The sequence below is a fragment of the Veillonella sp. 27098_8_77 genome (assembly GCF_041431535.1).
Taxonomy (GTDB): Bacteria; Bacillota; Negativicutes; order Veillonellales; family Veillonellaceae; genus Veillonella.
Genome location: NZ_JAPVXW010000008.1, coordinates 37,151 through 52,921 on the forward strand (window position 1 = coordinate 37,151; position 15,771 = coordinate 52,921).

General features: G+C 41.1%; 14 protein-coding genes. 9 read left to right on the forward strand and 5 right to left on the reverse strand.

The features are described 5' to 3' along the window. Positions 1-17 precede the first annotated feature (17 nt). The 4 genes from O3617_RS06125 (at position 18) to mnmG (ending at position 5,041) form a co-directional block, all read left to right on the forward strand. Entirely contained in the window at positions 18-674 is a 657-nt protein-coding gene (locus tag O3617_RS06125) for a YidC/Oxa1 family membrane protein insertase (protein WP_371449200.1), read from the forward strand. Positions 675-682: 8 nt separating this feature from the next. After that, the gene (gene jag, locus O3617_RS06130) at positions 683-1,468 is read left to right on the forward strand and encodes an RNA-binding cell elongation regulator Jag/EloR (protein WP_371449160.1); all 786 of its coding nucleotides are present in this window, start codon (positions 683-685) and stop codon (positions 1,466-1,468) included. 270 nt (positions 1,469-1,738) lie between these two features. Then, entirely contained in the window at positions 1,739-3,124 is a 1,386-nt protein-coding gene (mnmE, locus tag O3617_RS06135) for a tRNA uridine-5-carboxymethylaminomethyl(34) synthesis GTPase MnmE (RefSeq protein ID WP_371449161.1), read from the forward strand. Between the two features lie 45 nt (positions 3,125-3,169). Continuing rightward, positions 3,170-5,041 (forward strand): tRNA uridine-5-carboxymethylaminomethyl(34) synthesis enzyme MnmG, encoded by a 1,872-nt coding sequence (mnmG, locus tag O3617_RS06140; RefSeq protein WP_371449162.1) that lies wholly within the window; start codon positions 3,170-3,172, stop codon positions 5,039-5,041. Positions 5,042-5,121: 80 nt separating this feature from the next. Here mnmG and O3617_RS06145 read toward each other — a convergent pair whose 3' ends face one another. Continuing rightward, on the reverse strand, positions 5,122-5,523 hold the full coding sequence (locus O3617_RS06145) for a type II toxin-antitoxin system VapC family toxin (RefSeq protein ID WP_371449163.1): 402 nt from the start codon (positions 5,521-5,523) through the stop codon (positions 5,122-5,124). A 5-nt stretch (positions 5,524-5,528) separates the two neighbouring features. Further along, positions 5,529-5,759, reverse strand: coding sequence for an antitoxin (locus tag O3617_RS06150; RefSeq protein ID WP_371449164.1), 231 nt, complete (start codon positions 5,757-5,759; stop codon positions 5,529-5,531). A 511-nt stretch (positions 5,760-6,270) separates the two neighbouring features. On the opposite strand from O3617_RS06150, the gene rsmG reads away from it, so the two are divergent. Then, positions 6,271-7,020 carry a 16S rRNA (guanine(527)-N(7))-methyltransferase RsmG gene (gene rsmG, locus O3617_RS06155; protein ID WP_371449165.1) on the forward strand — a complete coding sequence of 250 codons (750 nt, stop codon included), beginning with the start codon at positions 6,271-6,273 and terminating at the stop codon, positions 7,018-7,020. 202 nt (positions 7,021-7,222) lie between these two features. Here rsmG and O3617_RS06160 read toward each other — a convergent pair whose 3' ends face one another. The 3 genes from O3617_RS06160 to O3617_RS06170 form a co-directional block, all read right to left on the reverse strand. Beyond that, positions 7,223-8,080: a methylenetetrahydrofolate reductase gene (locus tag O3617_RS06160; RefSeq protein WP_371449201.1), complete on the reverse strand. Its 858-nt coding sequence runs from the start codon at positions 8,078-8,080 to the stop codon at positions 7,223-7,225. 111 nt (positions 8,081-8,191) lie between these two features. Beyond that, the gene (locus tag O3617_RS06165; RefSeq protein WP_371449166.1) at positions 8,192-10,624 is read right to left on the reverse strand and encodes a homocysteine S-methyltransferase family protein; all 2,433 of its coding nucleotides are present in this window, start codon (positions 10,622-10,624) and stop codon (positions 8,192-8,194) included. A gap of 360 nt (positions 10,625-10,984) precedes the next feature. Continuing rightward, positions 10,985-11,737 (reverse strand): methionine synthase, encoded by a 753-nt coding sequence (locus O3617_RS06170; protein WP_371449167.1) that lies wholly within the window; start codon positions 11,735-11,737, stop codon positions 10,985-10,987. Positions 11,738-12,136: 399 nt separating this feature from the next. On the opposite strand from O3617_RS06170, the gene O3617_RS06175 reads away from it, so the two are divergent. The 4 genes from O3617_RS06175 (at position 12,137) to O3617_RS06190 (ending at position 15,737) form a co-directional block, all read left to right on the forward strand. Beyond that, positions 12,137-12,910, forward strand: coding sequence for a ParA family protein (locus O3617_RS06175; protein ID WP_371449168.1), 774 nt, complete (start codon positions 12,137-12,139; stop codon positions 12,908-12,910). Between the two features lie 114 nt (positions 12,911-13,024). Beyond that, positions 13,025-13,936: a ParB/RepB/Spo0J family partition protein gene (locus O3617_RS06180; protein ID WP_371449169.1), complete on the forward strand. Its 912-nt coding sequence runs from the start codon at positions 13,025-13,027 to the stop codon at positions 13,934-13,936. Further along, positions 13,936-15,222 carry a [FeFe] hydrogenase H-cluster maturation GTPase HydF gene (hydF, locus tag O3617_RS06185; protein ID WP_371449170.1) on the forward strand — a complete coding sequence of 429 codons (1,287 nt, stop codon included), beginning with the start codon at positions 13,936-13,938 and terminating at the stop codon, positions 15,220-15,222. Before O3617_RS06180 ends, hydF begins: the two co-directional genes overlap by 1 nt. Further along, complete coding sequence (locus tag O3617_RS06190; protein WP_016476263.1) at positions 15,216-15,737, forward strand: DUF4446 family protein; 522 nt, start codon at positions 15,216-15,218, stop codon at positions 15,735-15,737. The genes hydF and O3617_RS06190 overlap by 7 nt, the downstream gene beginning before the upstream one ends. Positions 15,738-15,771: the final 34 nt, after the last annotated feature.

The window sequence follows — 15,771 nt, forward strand, 5'->3', positions numbered from 1 at the left end:
CACTCGAAGGAGAAACAATGGAAATTTTTAACTATCTAGTTGAATTTATGCGCACACTTGTGACATATGCTTTCAACTTCACTGACATGGTCGGCTTCCCAAGCTATGGGGTGGCTATTATCATCATTACTGTCATTATTAAAGCGATTTTAGCGCCGTTGACAGTAAAACAAATTAAATCTATGAAAGCAATGCAAGAGTTACAACCTCGCATGAAAGAGCTTCAAGAAAAATACAAAAACGATCCTCAACGTTTACAAGCTGAGATGGGCGCTATGTACAAAGAAATGGGCGTAAACCCATTGGCTGGCTGCTTGCCTTTATTGGTGCAAATGCCGTTCTTGATCGCTATTTTCTACGCATTGCAAGGATATCCTTACAATCCTGAATTTGAACATTTCTTGTGGCTTCCAAGCCTTGGCGCATCAGATCCATACTATATCTTGCCAGTATTGAGTGCTTTGTCCACATGGATCATGTCCAGACAAACTGGTATGGGTGCTAGTGGTGCCGCTGCACAACAACAAAAGATTATGCAAATCTTTATGCCATTGTTCATCGGTTACATTTCCTTGAATTTCCCATCTGGTCTTGTTATTTACTGGATTGTATCCAATGTGTTCCAATTGGTGCAACAACATTTCATTTACAAGGGCTTAGAAGCTAATAAATAGGAGGCACTATGGAATTTATCGATGTATCTGCTAAAACAATTGAAGATGCCATCGCTAAAGGGGTTGCAGAACTTTCTATAGATGGCCGTGAATTGGTAGAAACAAAGGTTATTGAACAACCTTCTAATGGTTTTTTAGGTATTGGCCGTAAACCAGCTGTGGTTCGTTTGTTCTATACAACGGTAGCAGCTACGGCTACGGAAGAAGAAAAAGAAGTCATCGCTGAGACTTCTGATGCTGTATCGGATGCGCCTGTTGCGACTGATGAACGCGATGTGGCTGAATCTGTTGATGATTCTCCGGTATCTGTGAAAGCTAAACAAGAGCTTTCAAAAGAAACACAACAAATCATCGCTGAAAAAGGTAAGGAATTCCTTGAAAAGATGTTTGCTCAAATGGGCCTTATCGTGATGATTGAAAAGATGTTTACCGCTGATAAAATCACATTCCAAGTACATGGTGAAGACCTTGGTATCTTGATTGGTAAACACGGTCAAACCCTTGATGCTATCCAATATTTAACGAATTTGGTGGCTCACAAAGAGGTGTCTGGCCATTGTCACATCGTGGTGGATGTGGAAAATTACCGCGCTCGTCGTGAAGAAACGTTGATCAACCTTGCAAAACGCCTTGCTTCTAAGGTAAAACGTAACCGTCAAAAGGTTTCCTTAGAACCTATGAATGCATTTGAACGCAAAATCATTCATACCGCGTTGCATGATGATAAAAACATCGTCACAGAATCCGCTGGTGATGAACCATTCCGCCATATTGTGATCTCTTACAAAAAATAAAAGTGTTTGGTGGCGGTGGCATTCTGATAACCTCCACTAAACAAAATAATGATAAGTGATAACGTTGATGTTTCGAAACCGACTTTGGCCCTGCGGAGCCCGTAGGGCGTAGTCAGATCTGGCCGGTGGAGGTTATCGAAACATCAATGTTATCGCAATCAATAGGTTATGGTGAAAGCTAACCTAAGGTAATCTTCGCATTGGTAAGATTGGTTTAGTTTAACTTTCACAGGCGAAGAAATTAAAGATATTCGAAGTACGGAGATTTTTATGTATATAGATGATACAATAGCGGCCATTGCGACGCCGCCTGGCATCGGCGGGGTTGGTATTATTCGGGTCAGCGGCAAGGATAGTTTTCCTATTGTAAATAGCCTGTTCAAGAGCGCTGGCACGGTTCCGTTGATGGACCGCCAAAATAGAACGATTCAATACGGGACTATTGTGGATCCAGCGACGAACAAGACCATCGACGAGGTTCTTGTGTTGTTAATGAAGGGCCCCCATTCCTACACAGCGGAAGATGTGGTGGAAATTCAGTGTCACGGCGGCATTGTGCCGGTTCGACAAATTTTGAAATTGCTCGTTAATCACGATGTGCGCATGGCCGAGGCCGGAGAATTTACGAAGCGCGCCTTTATGAATGGGCGTATCGACCTAACCCAAGCGGAGGCGATTATTGATATTATTGAAGCAAAAACGGAGGACTCCCTCTCCCTTGCTGTATCTCAGCTAGATGGGACCGTTTCGTCCTTTGTGAAAGATGTGCGTGAACAGCTCATCGCCATGATTGCTCATTTAGAGGTAACTATCGACTATCCTGAAGAGGATATCGAGGACGTAACGAGCCAAGAGGTTCGTGAGCAGCTTGAGCCTATTTTGAAAGCTATGGATGAACTCTTGTCCACAGCCAATACAGGCCGCCTTATTCGCGACGGTATTACGACGGTTATTGTAGGTCGTCCAAATGCGGGTAAATCGAGCCTCATGAATGCTTTATTGCGCGAAAACCGCGCTATTGTAACGGATATTCCTGGTACGACACGGGATAGCATTGAAGAATACATGACCATAGAAGGCATTTCTCTACGACTCATTGATACGGCGGGTATTCGAGATACTCAAGATACGGTAGAGGCCCTAGGTGTGGAGCGTGCACGTGATTATATCAACAAAGCAGACATCGTGCTCTGCGTGATCGACGGGTCTACCCCATTGATTCCTGAAGAAATCGAAATTTTGACTTCTGTGAGCGGTTTGAATACCATCGTACTCCTTAACAAGTCCGATGTGGCACAAGTCGTTACAGACGAAAATATCGAAGAACATGGAACCTTTACGGCCATCGAACGCATCAGCGCTAAAGACGGCGAAGGCTCTGCGGTTCTTTCCAAATGGGTACAAGAACTCGTCTACGGTGGTCGAGTAAAACAAGATAACAGTGCTATGATCAGTAACGTGCGCCACATTAGCCTCATGGAACAAGCAAAGGCTCAAGTAGAACAAGCCATCTCCTCCATCGACATGGGGATGCCGGTGGATTTTGTAGCGACCGACTTGCGCAGCGCTTGGGAACTACTGGGCGATATTACGGGCGATACCATTCGTGAAAGCATGATTGATGAACTATTCAGTCGTTTTTGCCTCGGTAAGTAAAATAAACTTTCAAAATAAGTAATAAATATAAGGAATTCAATAGATATGTATACTGTAGATAATTATGATGTCATCGTCATCGGTGGCGGTCATGCTGGTTGTGAGGCGGCTCTCGCCTGCGCCCGCATGGGTCATCGCACGTTGATGGCGACCATCAGTTTGGATAATATTGCACTTATGCCGTGCAACCCTGCCGTTGGCGGTCCTGGTAAAAGCCATCTTGTGTATGAGCTTGATGCATTGGGCGGTCAAATGGGTATCAATGCGGATGCTACGGCCATTCAAATGCGTATGCTCAACATGGGGAAAGGCCCTGCCGTGCATTCTTTGCGCTGCCAATCGGATAAAATCAAATACCAACATTTGATGAAACATACCTTAGAAAATACGGATAATCTCAATGTTAAGCAAATCATGGTGACCGAACTTAAGGTTGAGGATGGCAAGGTAACGGGCATTGTTACGGAACTTGGTGAATTCTATGGTGCTAAGGCCGTTATTCTTTGTACAGGTACCTATTTGAAAGGCAAAATCCTCATCGGCGATATCGACTATGTAGGTGGTCCAAATGGTCAACGGGTAGCGGAACAATTCTCTCAATCCCTATTGGATAATGGTGTTGAATTGATGCGCTTTAAGACTGGCACACCAGCGCGCGTAGATAAACGGACGCTCAATATTGAAAATATGGCCGTTCAAGAGGGCGATGCACATCATCATGCATTTTCTTTTATGGACGAATGGATCAACCGTAACGAAGATGTGTGTTGGTTGACGTATACGAATAAGGAAACGCATGACATTATTAAAAGCAATATTCATCGCGCTCCGATGTATAGCGGTAAAATCGAAGGCGTTGGCCCGCGCTACTGCCCTTCTATCGAAGATAAGGTGGTACGCTTTGCCGATAAAGAACGTCATCAATTGTTTGTAGAACCGGAAGGCACGGGCACAAATGAAATGTATGTGCAAGGTATGAGTACATCCCTTCCTATGGACGTACAATATGCATTCCTTCGCACCATTCCTGGCCTTGAAAATGTCGAAATCATGCGCCCTGCCTATGCTATTGAATACGATTGCTTGAACCCTACACAATTGACGCCAGCTCTTCAAGTGAAACACATTGAAGGCCTCTACTCTGCAGGTCAAGCCAATGGTACCTCTGGTTATGAAGAAGCAGCTGCACAAGGCCTTATGGCGGGTATTAACGCAGGCTTGTGGCTCGAAGGTAAGGATCCTTTCATCCTCGCTCGCTCCGAAGCATACATTGGCGTTCTTATCGATGATCTCGTAACAAAAGGTACCAACGAACCGTACCGCATGATGACGAGCCGCAGCGAATATCGTCTATTGCTTCGTCAAGATAATGCAGATATGCGTCTCACTGAAAAAGGTCGTGAAATCGGCCTTGTGAAAGACGATCGTTGGGCTAAATTTACAGCTAAAAAGGCGGCTATTGAAGAAGGTATGGAATTGTTGAGAAACACACCTGTCAATCCATCTAAGGAAATGCAAGCTTTACTTGAAAGTCTAGGCACAGCCCCTATCAAGACAGGCATTCGCGCATACGATTTGGTAAAACGTAACGAACTCTCCTATGCAACCGTAGCCGATGCATTCGGCTTAAAACGCTTTACACCTGACGTAGAAGAAGCTATGGATATTGCTATTACCTACGAAGGTTACATCAAAAAGCAAATGGAACAAGTAGAAAAGGTTCGCAAACTGGAAGAAAAAATTCTTCCAAAAGAATGGGACTATACAGAAATTAAGGGTATCTCCCTTGAAGCGCAACAAAAACTTAACAAAATCCGCCCTCACTCCATCGGTCAAGCCAGCCGTATCTCTGGCGTATCCCCGGCGGATGTGTCTGTACTGTTGATTCAACTAGAACAATATAATAGAAGTAAATAATTGCGATAAGCAATTACATAATAGAAAAAGCTAGCTAATCGTTCTGATTAACTAGCTTTTTTGTATTGGTTTAGGTTGTATTAGCTTAATGGTTTAGACCAATCTTCTACATTTAAATGATTAACTCTTTTGAATTCTTTTGTATTGTTAGTTACAATAGTTAGACCTTTCGATTTAGCATGGCTAGCTATGAGTAAATTCATAGGACCAATAATTTTTTCTTGTGATTGTAAATCAGCTTTTATCTTTCCATATTCCTCAGCAGCATGACTGTCGAAATCAACAATTTCTATAGGCGATAATAAAAGCGTTAGTGCTAACCTATTTTTATCTTTGGCTTGGCTTTTTTCAACACCATGCATTAATTCAGCATATGTAATTGATGAAATGCATATATCTGATGGATGATGTTTTAAAATTTTTTGTAGTACAACTTCTGGCTCTTGTTTGATAGCATAAATACAAATATTTGTATCTAACATATACTTCATAAAGTTTCACGCTCCTGATGATCGATTTCTTCCCGTCCGTTACACATAAAATCATCTGTAAATAATGATAAGCCTGTTACAAAACCTGCCCACTCATCATCTTTTGGCATTAGTAAGACTATATTGCCTACTTTGTTGATGATTACTTCATCACCATTAAACCGATACTCTTTTGGTAATCGTACAGCCTGGCTACGGCCATTTTCAAATAGCTTTGCTGTGGTCATACATATCACCTCCTTGTTAAGAAAAGTATATACCTTGATATATATTTTTACAAGTATTAGTTTTACAAATATAACAAATAAATCTTTGCATAAATATATGAATATTTATAACTGTAATATATGTAAAAATAAAATTTTGTACATTCTTGGCGTACATAAGATGTACACACAGAAAAGACAAATTATAAGATAAAATGAAGATATTTTCATATAGGAAATAAAATTTACTATCTATTATCAAATTATATAATTAATTGAGAATATCGTTAATAGAATCATATTAATATAAGATTTTTATGTGCACCCCCTCTTTTTGCACTTTTATCTATGTAATAAATGAGAGTGTATTGAGAATATGGTATAATAGATATAAATATGACTCTTATATTTCGCTTGTATGCTCTTTTTTAAGTATTTTATATATAAGTTATCCTAAAAATACATAAACAGGTCTTACAGCGCAAATAAATGAATTTTAGCTTAAATTACATACATATAGTTAGGAGCACCGATGAAAGAAAAATATGATGTGCCTATCGCTAGTGAATCTGAGTTTGTAGAATATATGCTTTCACAAATGGCAGCATTTGGATTGCCATGCACACAGCAGCAAGCAAAAGATTTCTACGTGTACTATGCACGCATGATTGAAACAAATAAATACCTCAACTTGACGGGCATTACGGATATGAAGGATGTCGTGGTCAAGCACATGATTGATTCCCTATCTTGTTATGATCCGAAAATTATCAAATCTGGTTCCTCTATTATTGACGTCGGAACCGGTGCAGGATTTCCTGGTATCCCATTGGCCATTTATGATAGAACCTTGCACGTAACCTTGTTTGATTCACTCAAGAAACGCCTTACCTTCCTTGAGACCGTTATCGACGAATTGCAATTGACGAATTGCAAGACCTTACATGGACGCGCTGAGGATTTGAGTCATCAGGACTATCGTGAAAGCTTTGATATTGCCACAAGCCGTGCCGTTGCAAGATTACCAATCTTATTAGAATGGACCGTGCCATACGTTAAACAAGGCGGCTATGTTATCGCTTTAAAAGGCGCCATCTACGAAGAAGAAGTTAGTGAATCTAAGAAAGCCCTTAGCACACTAAAAGCATCTATTGAAGACGTAAGAACGGTGACCTTACCGTCATTGGATGATAAACGAGCTATCGTGTACATTAAGAAAACAGGAAAAACACCTGGGAAATATCCTAGAAAACCAAAAGAAATCAAAGATAAACCGTTATAAAAAATAGACCATCCCAAAAGCCGATACGCTACTGCGCTTCGCGGAGCCCGAAATCGTTTTTGGAATGGTCTATTTTTTATAGTATAACGAAACGGAATGTCCTTCCAAAACCGACTTTGGCCCTGCGAAGCCCGAAGGGCGTAGTCAGACCCGGCCGGTGGAGGTTTTGGGAGGACATTCCGTTTACTATTGTATTTAAAGATTACACGTGATCAATAATATGCAAAGTCGTATCTATATCATTAAGCGGCATGATATGTACGCCTGCAGCAATTTTTTTGATTTGTTCCAGTGTTTCGATGGCGATTTCTGTACCGGCTTCTTTGCCGCCTTTTTCTACGCGGTCAAGGATGTCTTGAGTAAGGTTGATTCCAGGCACTTTTTCATGAAGGTATGTAGCCATTTTGAAGCTTTTAAGAGGAATCAAACCAAGCATAATAGGTACATTGAATTCAGACATTTTGTCGATATAGCGTTTAGCTTGTTCTAAATCATAGATAGGTTGTGTTTGCACGAAATGGGCACCATTTTTGATTTTAGCAGCTAATTTTTGGCGTTCGATTTCTAAATCAGGGGCACCAGGATTGCCTGTAGCGCCAATGTAGAAATGTGTTGGTTCATCAAGGTCATTACCAGCAAGGTCCTTGCCTGCGTTCAATGTTTTTGCGATGTTAAGTAAGCCCATGCAGTCAACTTCAAATACGGATTGTGCAAATGGATGGTCGCCATGGTCCGGTTTGTCGCCTGTCAGTGTCAAAATGTTATTAACACCAAGTGCTGCAGCACCGAGCAATTCGGATTGTAAACCGATGATGTTGCGGTCACGGCATGTAAGGTGGAAAATCGTTTCAATGCCTTCATTATGTTGCAATAAATAGGACAAGGAAATAGGGCTCATGCGCATTTTAGACATAGGGCTGTCCGCAATGTTTATGGCGTCAACCTTGCCTTTTAGGCGCGATGCTTGTTCAAAAACCTTTTGGGCAGAACTGCTTTTAGGTGGGTCCAATTCAACGGTGATGGTGAACTGGCCGTTTTGGTGTTTCTCACGTAATGTCATCATATACCTCTTATCTATTCTATGTATGGTGAAAGCCTTACATGCGTTATGTGAGCATTATGTTAGGCTTTCACCATGAGTATAATCTATATTATATGTCTAGATTAGCTATTATTTCAAAGTTTCAAAGAAATCGTTCGCGTGGTTTACCGCCGCGATGCCGTCCTTGGCGTAAATATCTGCGCCCGCTTGGTCAGCGTAATCTTGGGATACTACGGCGCCACCAACCATAACCTTCGTTTTAAGGCCTGCTGCACGAATGGCAGCGATGGTATTGTCGATTTGAGGCATTGTGGTCGTCATCAAGGAGCAAATGCCTACGAGGGCCGCCTTGTTGTCTTTAATGGCTTGTACGATGACCTCAGGGTCAACATCCTTGCCGAGATCGACGATTTTATAACCATTGTTTTCGAGCAATGCAGCTACGATATTCTTGCCCAAATCGTGAATATCACCCTTAACCGTGGCTACAACAACGGTTCCTTTATCTAAGCTGTCGCTGGCAGGAATGATTTCTTTGATGGTGTTGAAAGCAGCCTGCATCGTTTCGGCAGCGAGCATAACTTGTGGTAAGAACAATTTACCGGAACCGAATTTGTCCCCTACTACGTTCATGGCTTCTGAAAGCCCTTTTTTCGTAATATCCAATGGGTCCATGCCGTCAGCTAATGCTTTTTTTACAAGATCAACAATGGCTTCCTTTTCGCCTTGTTCTACACAAGTGCGGATATTGGCTAATGGGTCATTGCTGTCAAAGGATGCTTTATCTGGACCTTTTGGCGCCGCATTGCCTGGTGCTGTTGTTTCGTCTTCGTAACCATATTCTTTGATGAATTCAGCAGAACCTGGATCCCAACCAAGTAATGTGGTGCTCGATACAAATGCTTTTTTAGCTGCGTAGTTAAGCGGATTCATGATTGGTGTGGTCAAGCCAGATGCAAGTGCCATTGTTAGGAATTGACCATTTAAATATGGACGTTGTGGCATGCCGAAGGAAATATTGGATAAGCCCATAACAGTTGGGAAACCGAATTTTTCTTTATATAAACGCAATGTACTAAGCGTTTGTCGTGCACTATCTTCACCACTAGCAAGTGTTAATACCAATGGGTCAAGCAAGAGGTCGTGTGGTTGTAAACCATACCCATATGCACGATTTACGATGCTTTCAGCCAAAGCAACGCGATCCTCAGCCTTTTCAGGCAAATCGCCACTGCAGATTGGTAAGCAAAGCAATGCAGCGCCATAGCGTTTAGCCAATGGCATAACGTGTGTGATGGACTCTTCTTCGCCGTTTACCGAGTTGATAAGTGCGCGGCCTGGATAGTTTTTAAGGGCTACCTCCATGGCTTTAGGATCCAATGTATCGATGGATAATGGCGTTTCCACAAGCATGGATAATTCAAAGATGGCTTTTTCCATCAAAGGTGTTTGATCCATACCGGCTACACCCATATTTACATCTAGAATATCTGCACCTGCTTCTACTTGGTCTAAGGCGTCGCGTTTTACACGGATGAAAGAACCGTCGCGTAGCTCTTGAGCAAGCACCTTACGGCCTGTTGGATTGATACGTTCGCCGATAATCAACGGTTTAACATTATGACCTAATTCAAGCAATTTTGTACGGCTTGTAATCACTGTTTTAGGCTCAATATGAGCACGTTCCTTAGGCGTATGTGCATTCACAGCGTCAGAAATTGATTGGATATGCGCTGGTGTTGTACCGCAGCAGCCACCTACATAGCTTGCACCTGCGTCAACGATTGGAATCATCAATGGGCCCATGTCGTCTGCTGAAAGCGGAAATACCGTTTGCTTGTTAATGAGTTGTGGCATACCTGCATTTGGTTGGCAGATGATTGGTAAATTAGTAACACTAGCGATTTTTTCAATGAGCGGTGTGATTTGTTCAGGTCCAAGAGAACAGTTAATACCGATGATATCGGCCCCCATTGCTTCTACGATTGTAGTAGCGACTTCTGGAGGTGTGCCTGTAATGGTACGGCCGTCTTCACTGAAAGAAAATTGACATATGATTTGTATATCTTCTTTTGTCTTACCTGCTGCTTCACGAGCATCCAAAGATGCTAATAGAGCGGCACGCATTTCTTGTACGTCAATAATCGTTTCAATAATGATGAAATCAACGCCGCCTTCAATCAAAGCCTTTGCTTGTTCTCTATATGTATCGTAAATAGAATCAAAGCTCATATTACCCAAAGGTTGTAAAAAACGTCCTGTAGGGCCCATAGAACCAGCTACGCGAGCGGATGGCTTGAACTCTGCAATTGCTTCTTTGGCAACCTTTACAGCTGCTATATTTATTTCTTTTACACGATCTTGTAAATCGTAATCTTCTAATTTAAGGCCGCATGCGCCAAATGTATTAGTAGTAATTACATCACTACCATGTTGTAAATATTGTGCGTGGATATTTTTTACCACTTCTGGTCGTTCCACGTTAAATAATTCTGGGCAATAGCCCTCTTCTAGGCCTGCTGCTTGGAGCATTGTACCCATAGCGCCGTCAAAAATGTACATGTGAATCATCCTTTATATAATAGATGCAATTACTGATATATGAACCCTGTGATGTTAGCCCGCCTATTATAGATAAACAGTAGAGCTGTGAATAAACATTACTTTCTCGCTCCACCGGCCGGGTCTGTCTCCGCCCTTCGGGCTCCGCAGGGCCAAAGTCGCTGTGAAAGTAATGTTTATTCACAAAATCTGTTAGCTGCTTGTATATGCGGGCTTACAATCTCGTTGTTCATCATCATAATTGCATCTTTTTATTATCATAAATAGATTGTTTCACGTGAAACATTTTTGCTAGCACATGGGTACAATGGTACAGATGTACAAGGTAATGTTTCACGTGAAACATCGTGTGTTAAAAATTTATTCTGTTGGTTGTGCTTTCATAGCTATACCAGATGTTTCGGCTGTTGTTTTGCTTGTTTCTGGTTTTGGAGCTGATGCTTTTTCTGGAAGTTTTCTTGATTGGCAATCTTTTTGTGAGCAAGAACTACAACCGCGTTTTGTTGTCAAGCATTGGTCTCCTGGCATTAAACCGATAATAGCTGTTACGGATTTTCTTGGAAATAATAAGAAGTTTTCTGTAACTTGTAGGCCAATTTGTTCGGTTTTGATGATTTTGCCAAGTTGAGGTTGAATTTCTAAAGGCCAGTTGCCATAGCCTGGGCTAAAACGCCATGTAGGTGCATAACCTTGTTTCTTAGCAATGTTATTGATTACCTCATTAACTTGGTCAGCCACTTGTTCAACTGCCGTTGTTGCAGCTGCATCTAGTAATAGACCTACGGTGTAGTTACCTTGTTTGAATAGCTGTTCGCTACGTTTTTCAACATCTTCACCGACCGTAACACCTAGCACATACACCTTCGTTGATTTTTCAAGGTGTTTTTCAATGATAGATCCTTCAATTTTGAGCGGCGGATTACTTAAAATAACTTTATTTTCCGCATCGTAATCATATTCTTGGTAGACACCTTTTGGCGTCGCTAATAATTGGATTTCTTTACAAGCTTCGTCAACGAATTTTTCTGGAAAATCTTCGGCATGACGAAGTCCTGCATATCGCTTTACTTCATCCTTGTTGATGACGGGAAGCATTCCGTTATAAATGGGCATGTGAAACGCCTCCTTTAAAAATAAAATAGATTGTATGGTTAAAATGTTAAACCTATTAAAATACTGTCTTTTATAAGTATAAATATATCTATATATACTGTAAAGGCTATAGCTTCATATAATTTATTAGGGTGCGTCCATAGAAAAAAGTTATATGTAATTATTTTATACTCAATGGTGTAAATCTACTAAGTCATAATACGTAATCAAATAAATTTATACGTTCTTATATCATGTTGGTGAATATATGTTTTTGGAATGTTTCACGTGAAACATTCTTATTTGTTTTTAGATTTTATTTGAAAAATGATGGTCGTACCTATAAAGTTCTATTTCTTTTGCGTGCCCTATGTTATAATGAAATGAAATATTTTCGAACGTAAAGTTGAGGTGAATTTTGTGGGCAAAGTAATAGCGATTACTAATCAAAAAGGCGGTGTAGGAAAGACTACAACATCTGTTAATCTCAGTGCTTGTTTAGCTGATGCAGGCAAAAAGGTGTTATTAATAGATTTGGATCCGCAGGGTAATGCTAGTTCTGGATTAGGCATTGAGAAAGATGATTTGGAATTATGTATTCACGATGTGTTGATAGATGGTGAAGACATCGTTAATGTTATTCAACCTACAATGCTTAAAAAGCTTTTTGTAGCGCCTGCAACGATTCAATTGGCTGGTGCTGAAGTGGAATTAGTAGGAATTGTTTCACGTGAAACAATTTTGAAAAAATCCATTGCTTCTGTACGCGATGAGTATGATTTTATTATCATTGATTGCCCGCCATCTCTTGGTTTGCTAACATTGAATGCTTTCACAGCGGCTGATAGTGTTTTGATTCCTATTCAAACTGAATTCTACGCCTTGGAAGGTGTTAGCCAACTTGTTAAGACGATTACAATCGTGCAACAAACATCTAATAAAGAACTTGTAATTGAAGGTGTGTTACTCACCATGTTTGATGGCCGTACTAACTTGTCTGTCCAAGTGGCAGATGAGGTAAAATCGTTCTTTGGCACTAAGGTGTATAAAACAATTATTCCACGAAATGTTCGCCTCAGTGAAGCGCCTAGTTATGGGGAACCGATTATTGTATATGATCCGAAATCAAAGGGTGCGGCTGTATACACAAAATTAGCTAAAGAGGTTATTCGAGATTCTAAGAAAACGAAATAATTGGTATAGAATAAATTAAATAAATATGATTTTGAATGTAAGCACAAACTGTATATTGGTTTGTGCTGCATTTTATATATGCAGTGTGAAAGTACTAATAGATTGGGGTTAATTATGGCGATGAAACAGAAAAAGGAACGAAAAACATTAGCGGCAATGATGGGAGAGCAGTCCATAGAAACGGCTTTGCCTGAACGTGAGATTCACGAGTTGCCTATAGGGGATGTAATTCCTAATGAGGATCAACCACGTAAGAATTTTGATGACCAAAGTTTAGCTACTTTGGCTGAATCTATTAAGAATCTAGGTATCTTTCAACCAATCGTCGTTCGCAAGCAAAAGGATAAATACCAAATTGTAGCCGGAGAGCGCCGTTATCGAGCTGCGTTGATGGTGGGCCTAGAAACAGTTCCTGTAGTTGTAAAAAATTATAATACGGAGGAAATGACAGAAGTCGCGTTGGTAGAAAATCTACAACGTGAAGGCTTGGACCCAATTGAAGAAGCTTTAGCGTATCAAGGATTGATGAATACGTATAAGCAAACTCAAGAGATGATTTCTGCACGTCTTGGACGTAGTCGTTCGTATATTGCTAATATGATGCGCCTTTTGAAATTAGCTGCATCAGTTCAAAAGGATTTGATTGAAGGCGATTTGACCGTTGGTCAAGCTAGACCTTTGTTGGCTTTGCGTAGTGCAGCGCAACAAGTAGAAGCAGCAGAACGCATTAAAGAAGGTGAGTTAAGCGCGCGTCAAGCAGAGCAGCTCGTGAAAGCAATGATGTCTAAAAAGACTAAGTCTAAAGACACTACAGAGCCACATGATACAGCAGAAGTTCGTGCATTGGTAGATCGCTTAAAGTTGAGTCTAGGTTCTCCTGTATCTATTAAATTTAGAGCTGGAAAGAAGGTACAAGGTAAAATTGAAATTGCTTTCAGCTCTGAAACTGAATTAGAACGTCTTATTGCGTATATGGATGCTCAAGAGAGCACAGAACATGAAGAAACAATGGAGTTTCGCGTATAATGGAACAAACACCAAAGGCTAACAGCGTACACATTGGCTTTTTTGGCCGTTGTAATGCGGGCAAGTCGACCTTAATTAATATGTTAACGGATCAACCTGTATCCCTCGTGTCTGAGGTGGCAGGCACTACGACCGATCCTGTTAGCAAATCTATGGAAATATTGCCTCTAGGCCCTGTGGTTATCACCGATACGGCTGGTATTGACGATACATCGGAACTGGGCGCTCTTCGCATTGAAAAATCCGAAGAGGTTATTAAAAAAATCAATCTCGCTGTCTATGTATTGCGTAATGACGAACCGCCAACAGCAGACGATATGATGTGGCTTACTAAATTGAAACAAAATAATGTGCCTATCGCATTATTCATCAATGAAATTAATGTTTCTGATAGTGAAAGCAATCATGACAATGATAGTAATGGTAATGAAAGTAATGATGCTAACCAAAATTATGTAGATGCGTATCCCGATTTGTCAGCCATTGCTACTGTCGTAGGCGCTACGGATTTTACATCAAATCGGGATCGTCTTACATTGCTCGATTTGCTAGGAGGGTTAACACCGCTCGATGTAGAAGGCGAGCAATCTCTATTACAAGGGTTAGTTGATCCAGGGGATACTATCATTTTGGTATGTCCTATTGATTCGGCGGCACCAAAAGGACGCTTGATTTTGCCACAAGTACAGACAATTCGTGAGATTTTAGATCATAAGGGGCTTGCTTTGGTATGCCAAACAGACGAATTGCCGACCATGCTAAGCAAGCTTTCACAAAAACCAAAACTCGTTATTACCGATTCGCAAGCCTTTGAGGCGGTGAATGCGTTGACGCCCGCAGATATTCCGTTAACATCATTCTCCATATTGATGGCGAGGTTCAAGGGCAAATTACAGGATTTAGTAACGGGGGTGAAAGCCCTTAATAACTTAAAACCAGGAGCGCGTGTGCTCATTAGTGAGGGCTGCACGCATCGTCGCCAATGCGATGATATTGGAACCGTTAAAATTCCGATGTGGCTCAAAAAGAAGGGGCATACGGATTTACAGCTTGAATTTACCAGTGGTGGCGCGTTCCCTAAGGATGTGAGCGGTTATGATCTTATCATCCATTGCGGAGCGTGTATGTTGACGCGTCGCGAGGTGTTACGGCGCATTGATTGTGCCGTTGTGCGAGGTACGCCTATTGTGAATTATGGTGTACTTATTGCGTCATTACATGGTATACTAGAACGTGCTATTAGTCCATTTATGGACGAATTAGATAGAAAGGGTTTTGAATGTTAGAATCTATACAACCCTATATCGGTGTATTAGGATGTGCATTAGCCGTTATTTTATTGGTATATTGCATCATCCTACACATTAGATTGGGGAGCTTAACGAAGAAGTTCAATTTCTTCATGCAAGGTGAAAATGGGGCTAGCCTAGAACGTAAACTTTCAGTAGAAATCACTGAAATTCGCGAGGCCGCAAAGGGATTGCAGGATATGATTGAGGAACAAACTCAAATTCGCAATATTCAAGGCAACACATTGCAAAAAATCGGCTTTAAGAAGTATAATGCATTTGATAATATCGGCAACGATTTGTCTTTTGCCCTTACATTGCTTGACGGCAATAATAATGGGGTTTGCATTTCCAGTATCTATGGCCGAAATGACTCTCGTATTTTCAGTAAACCAATTGTGAAAGGTAAAAGTCTCGTTAATCTTTCACAAGAGGAATTGGAAAGTTTAAACGAAGCGCTTGGGGAACGTACGAATGAGGAAGCGTTAGCGAGCGTTATCCATTCTCAATAGGCAAATTGCTTTGCTGTGTTCGTATAGAATGCAC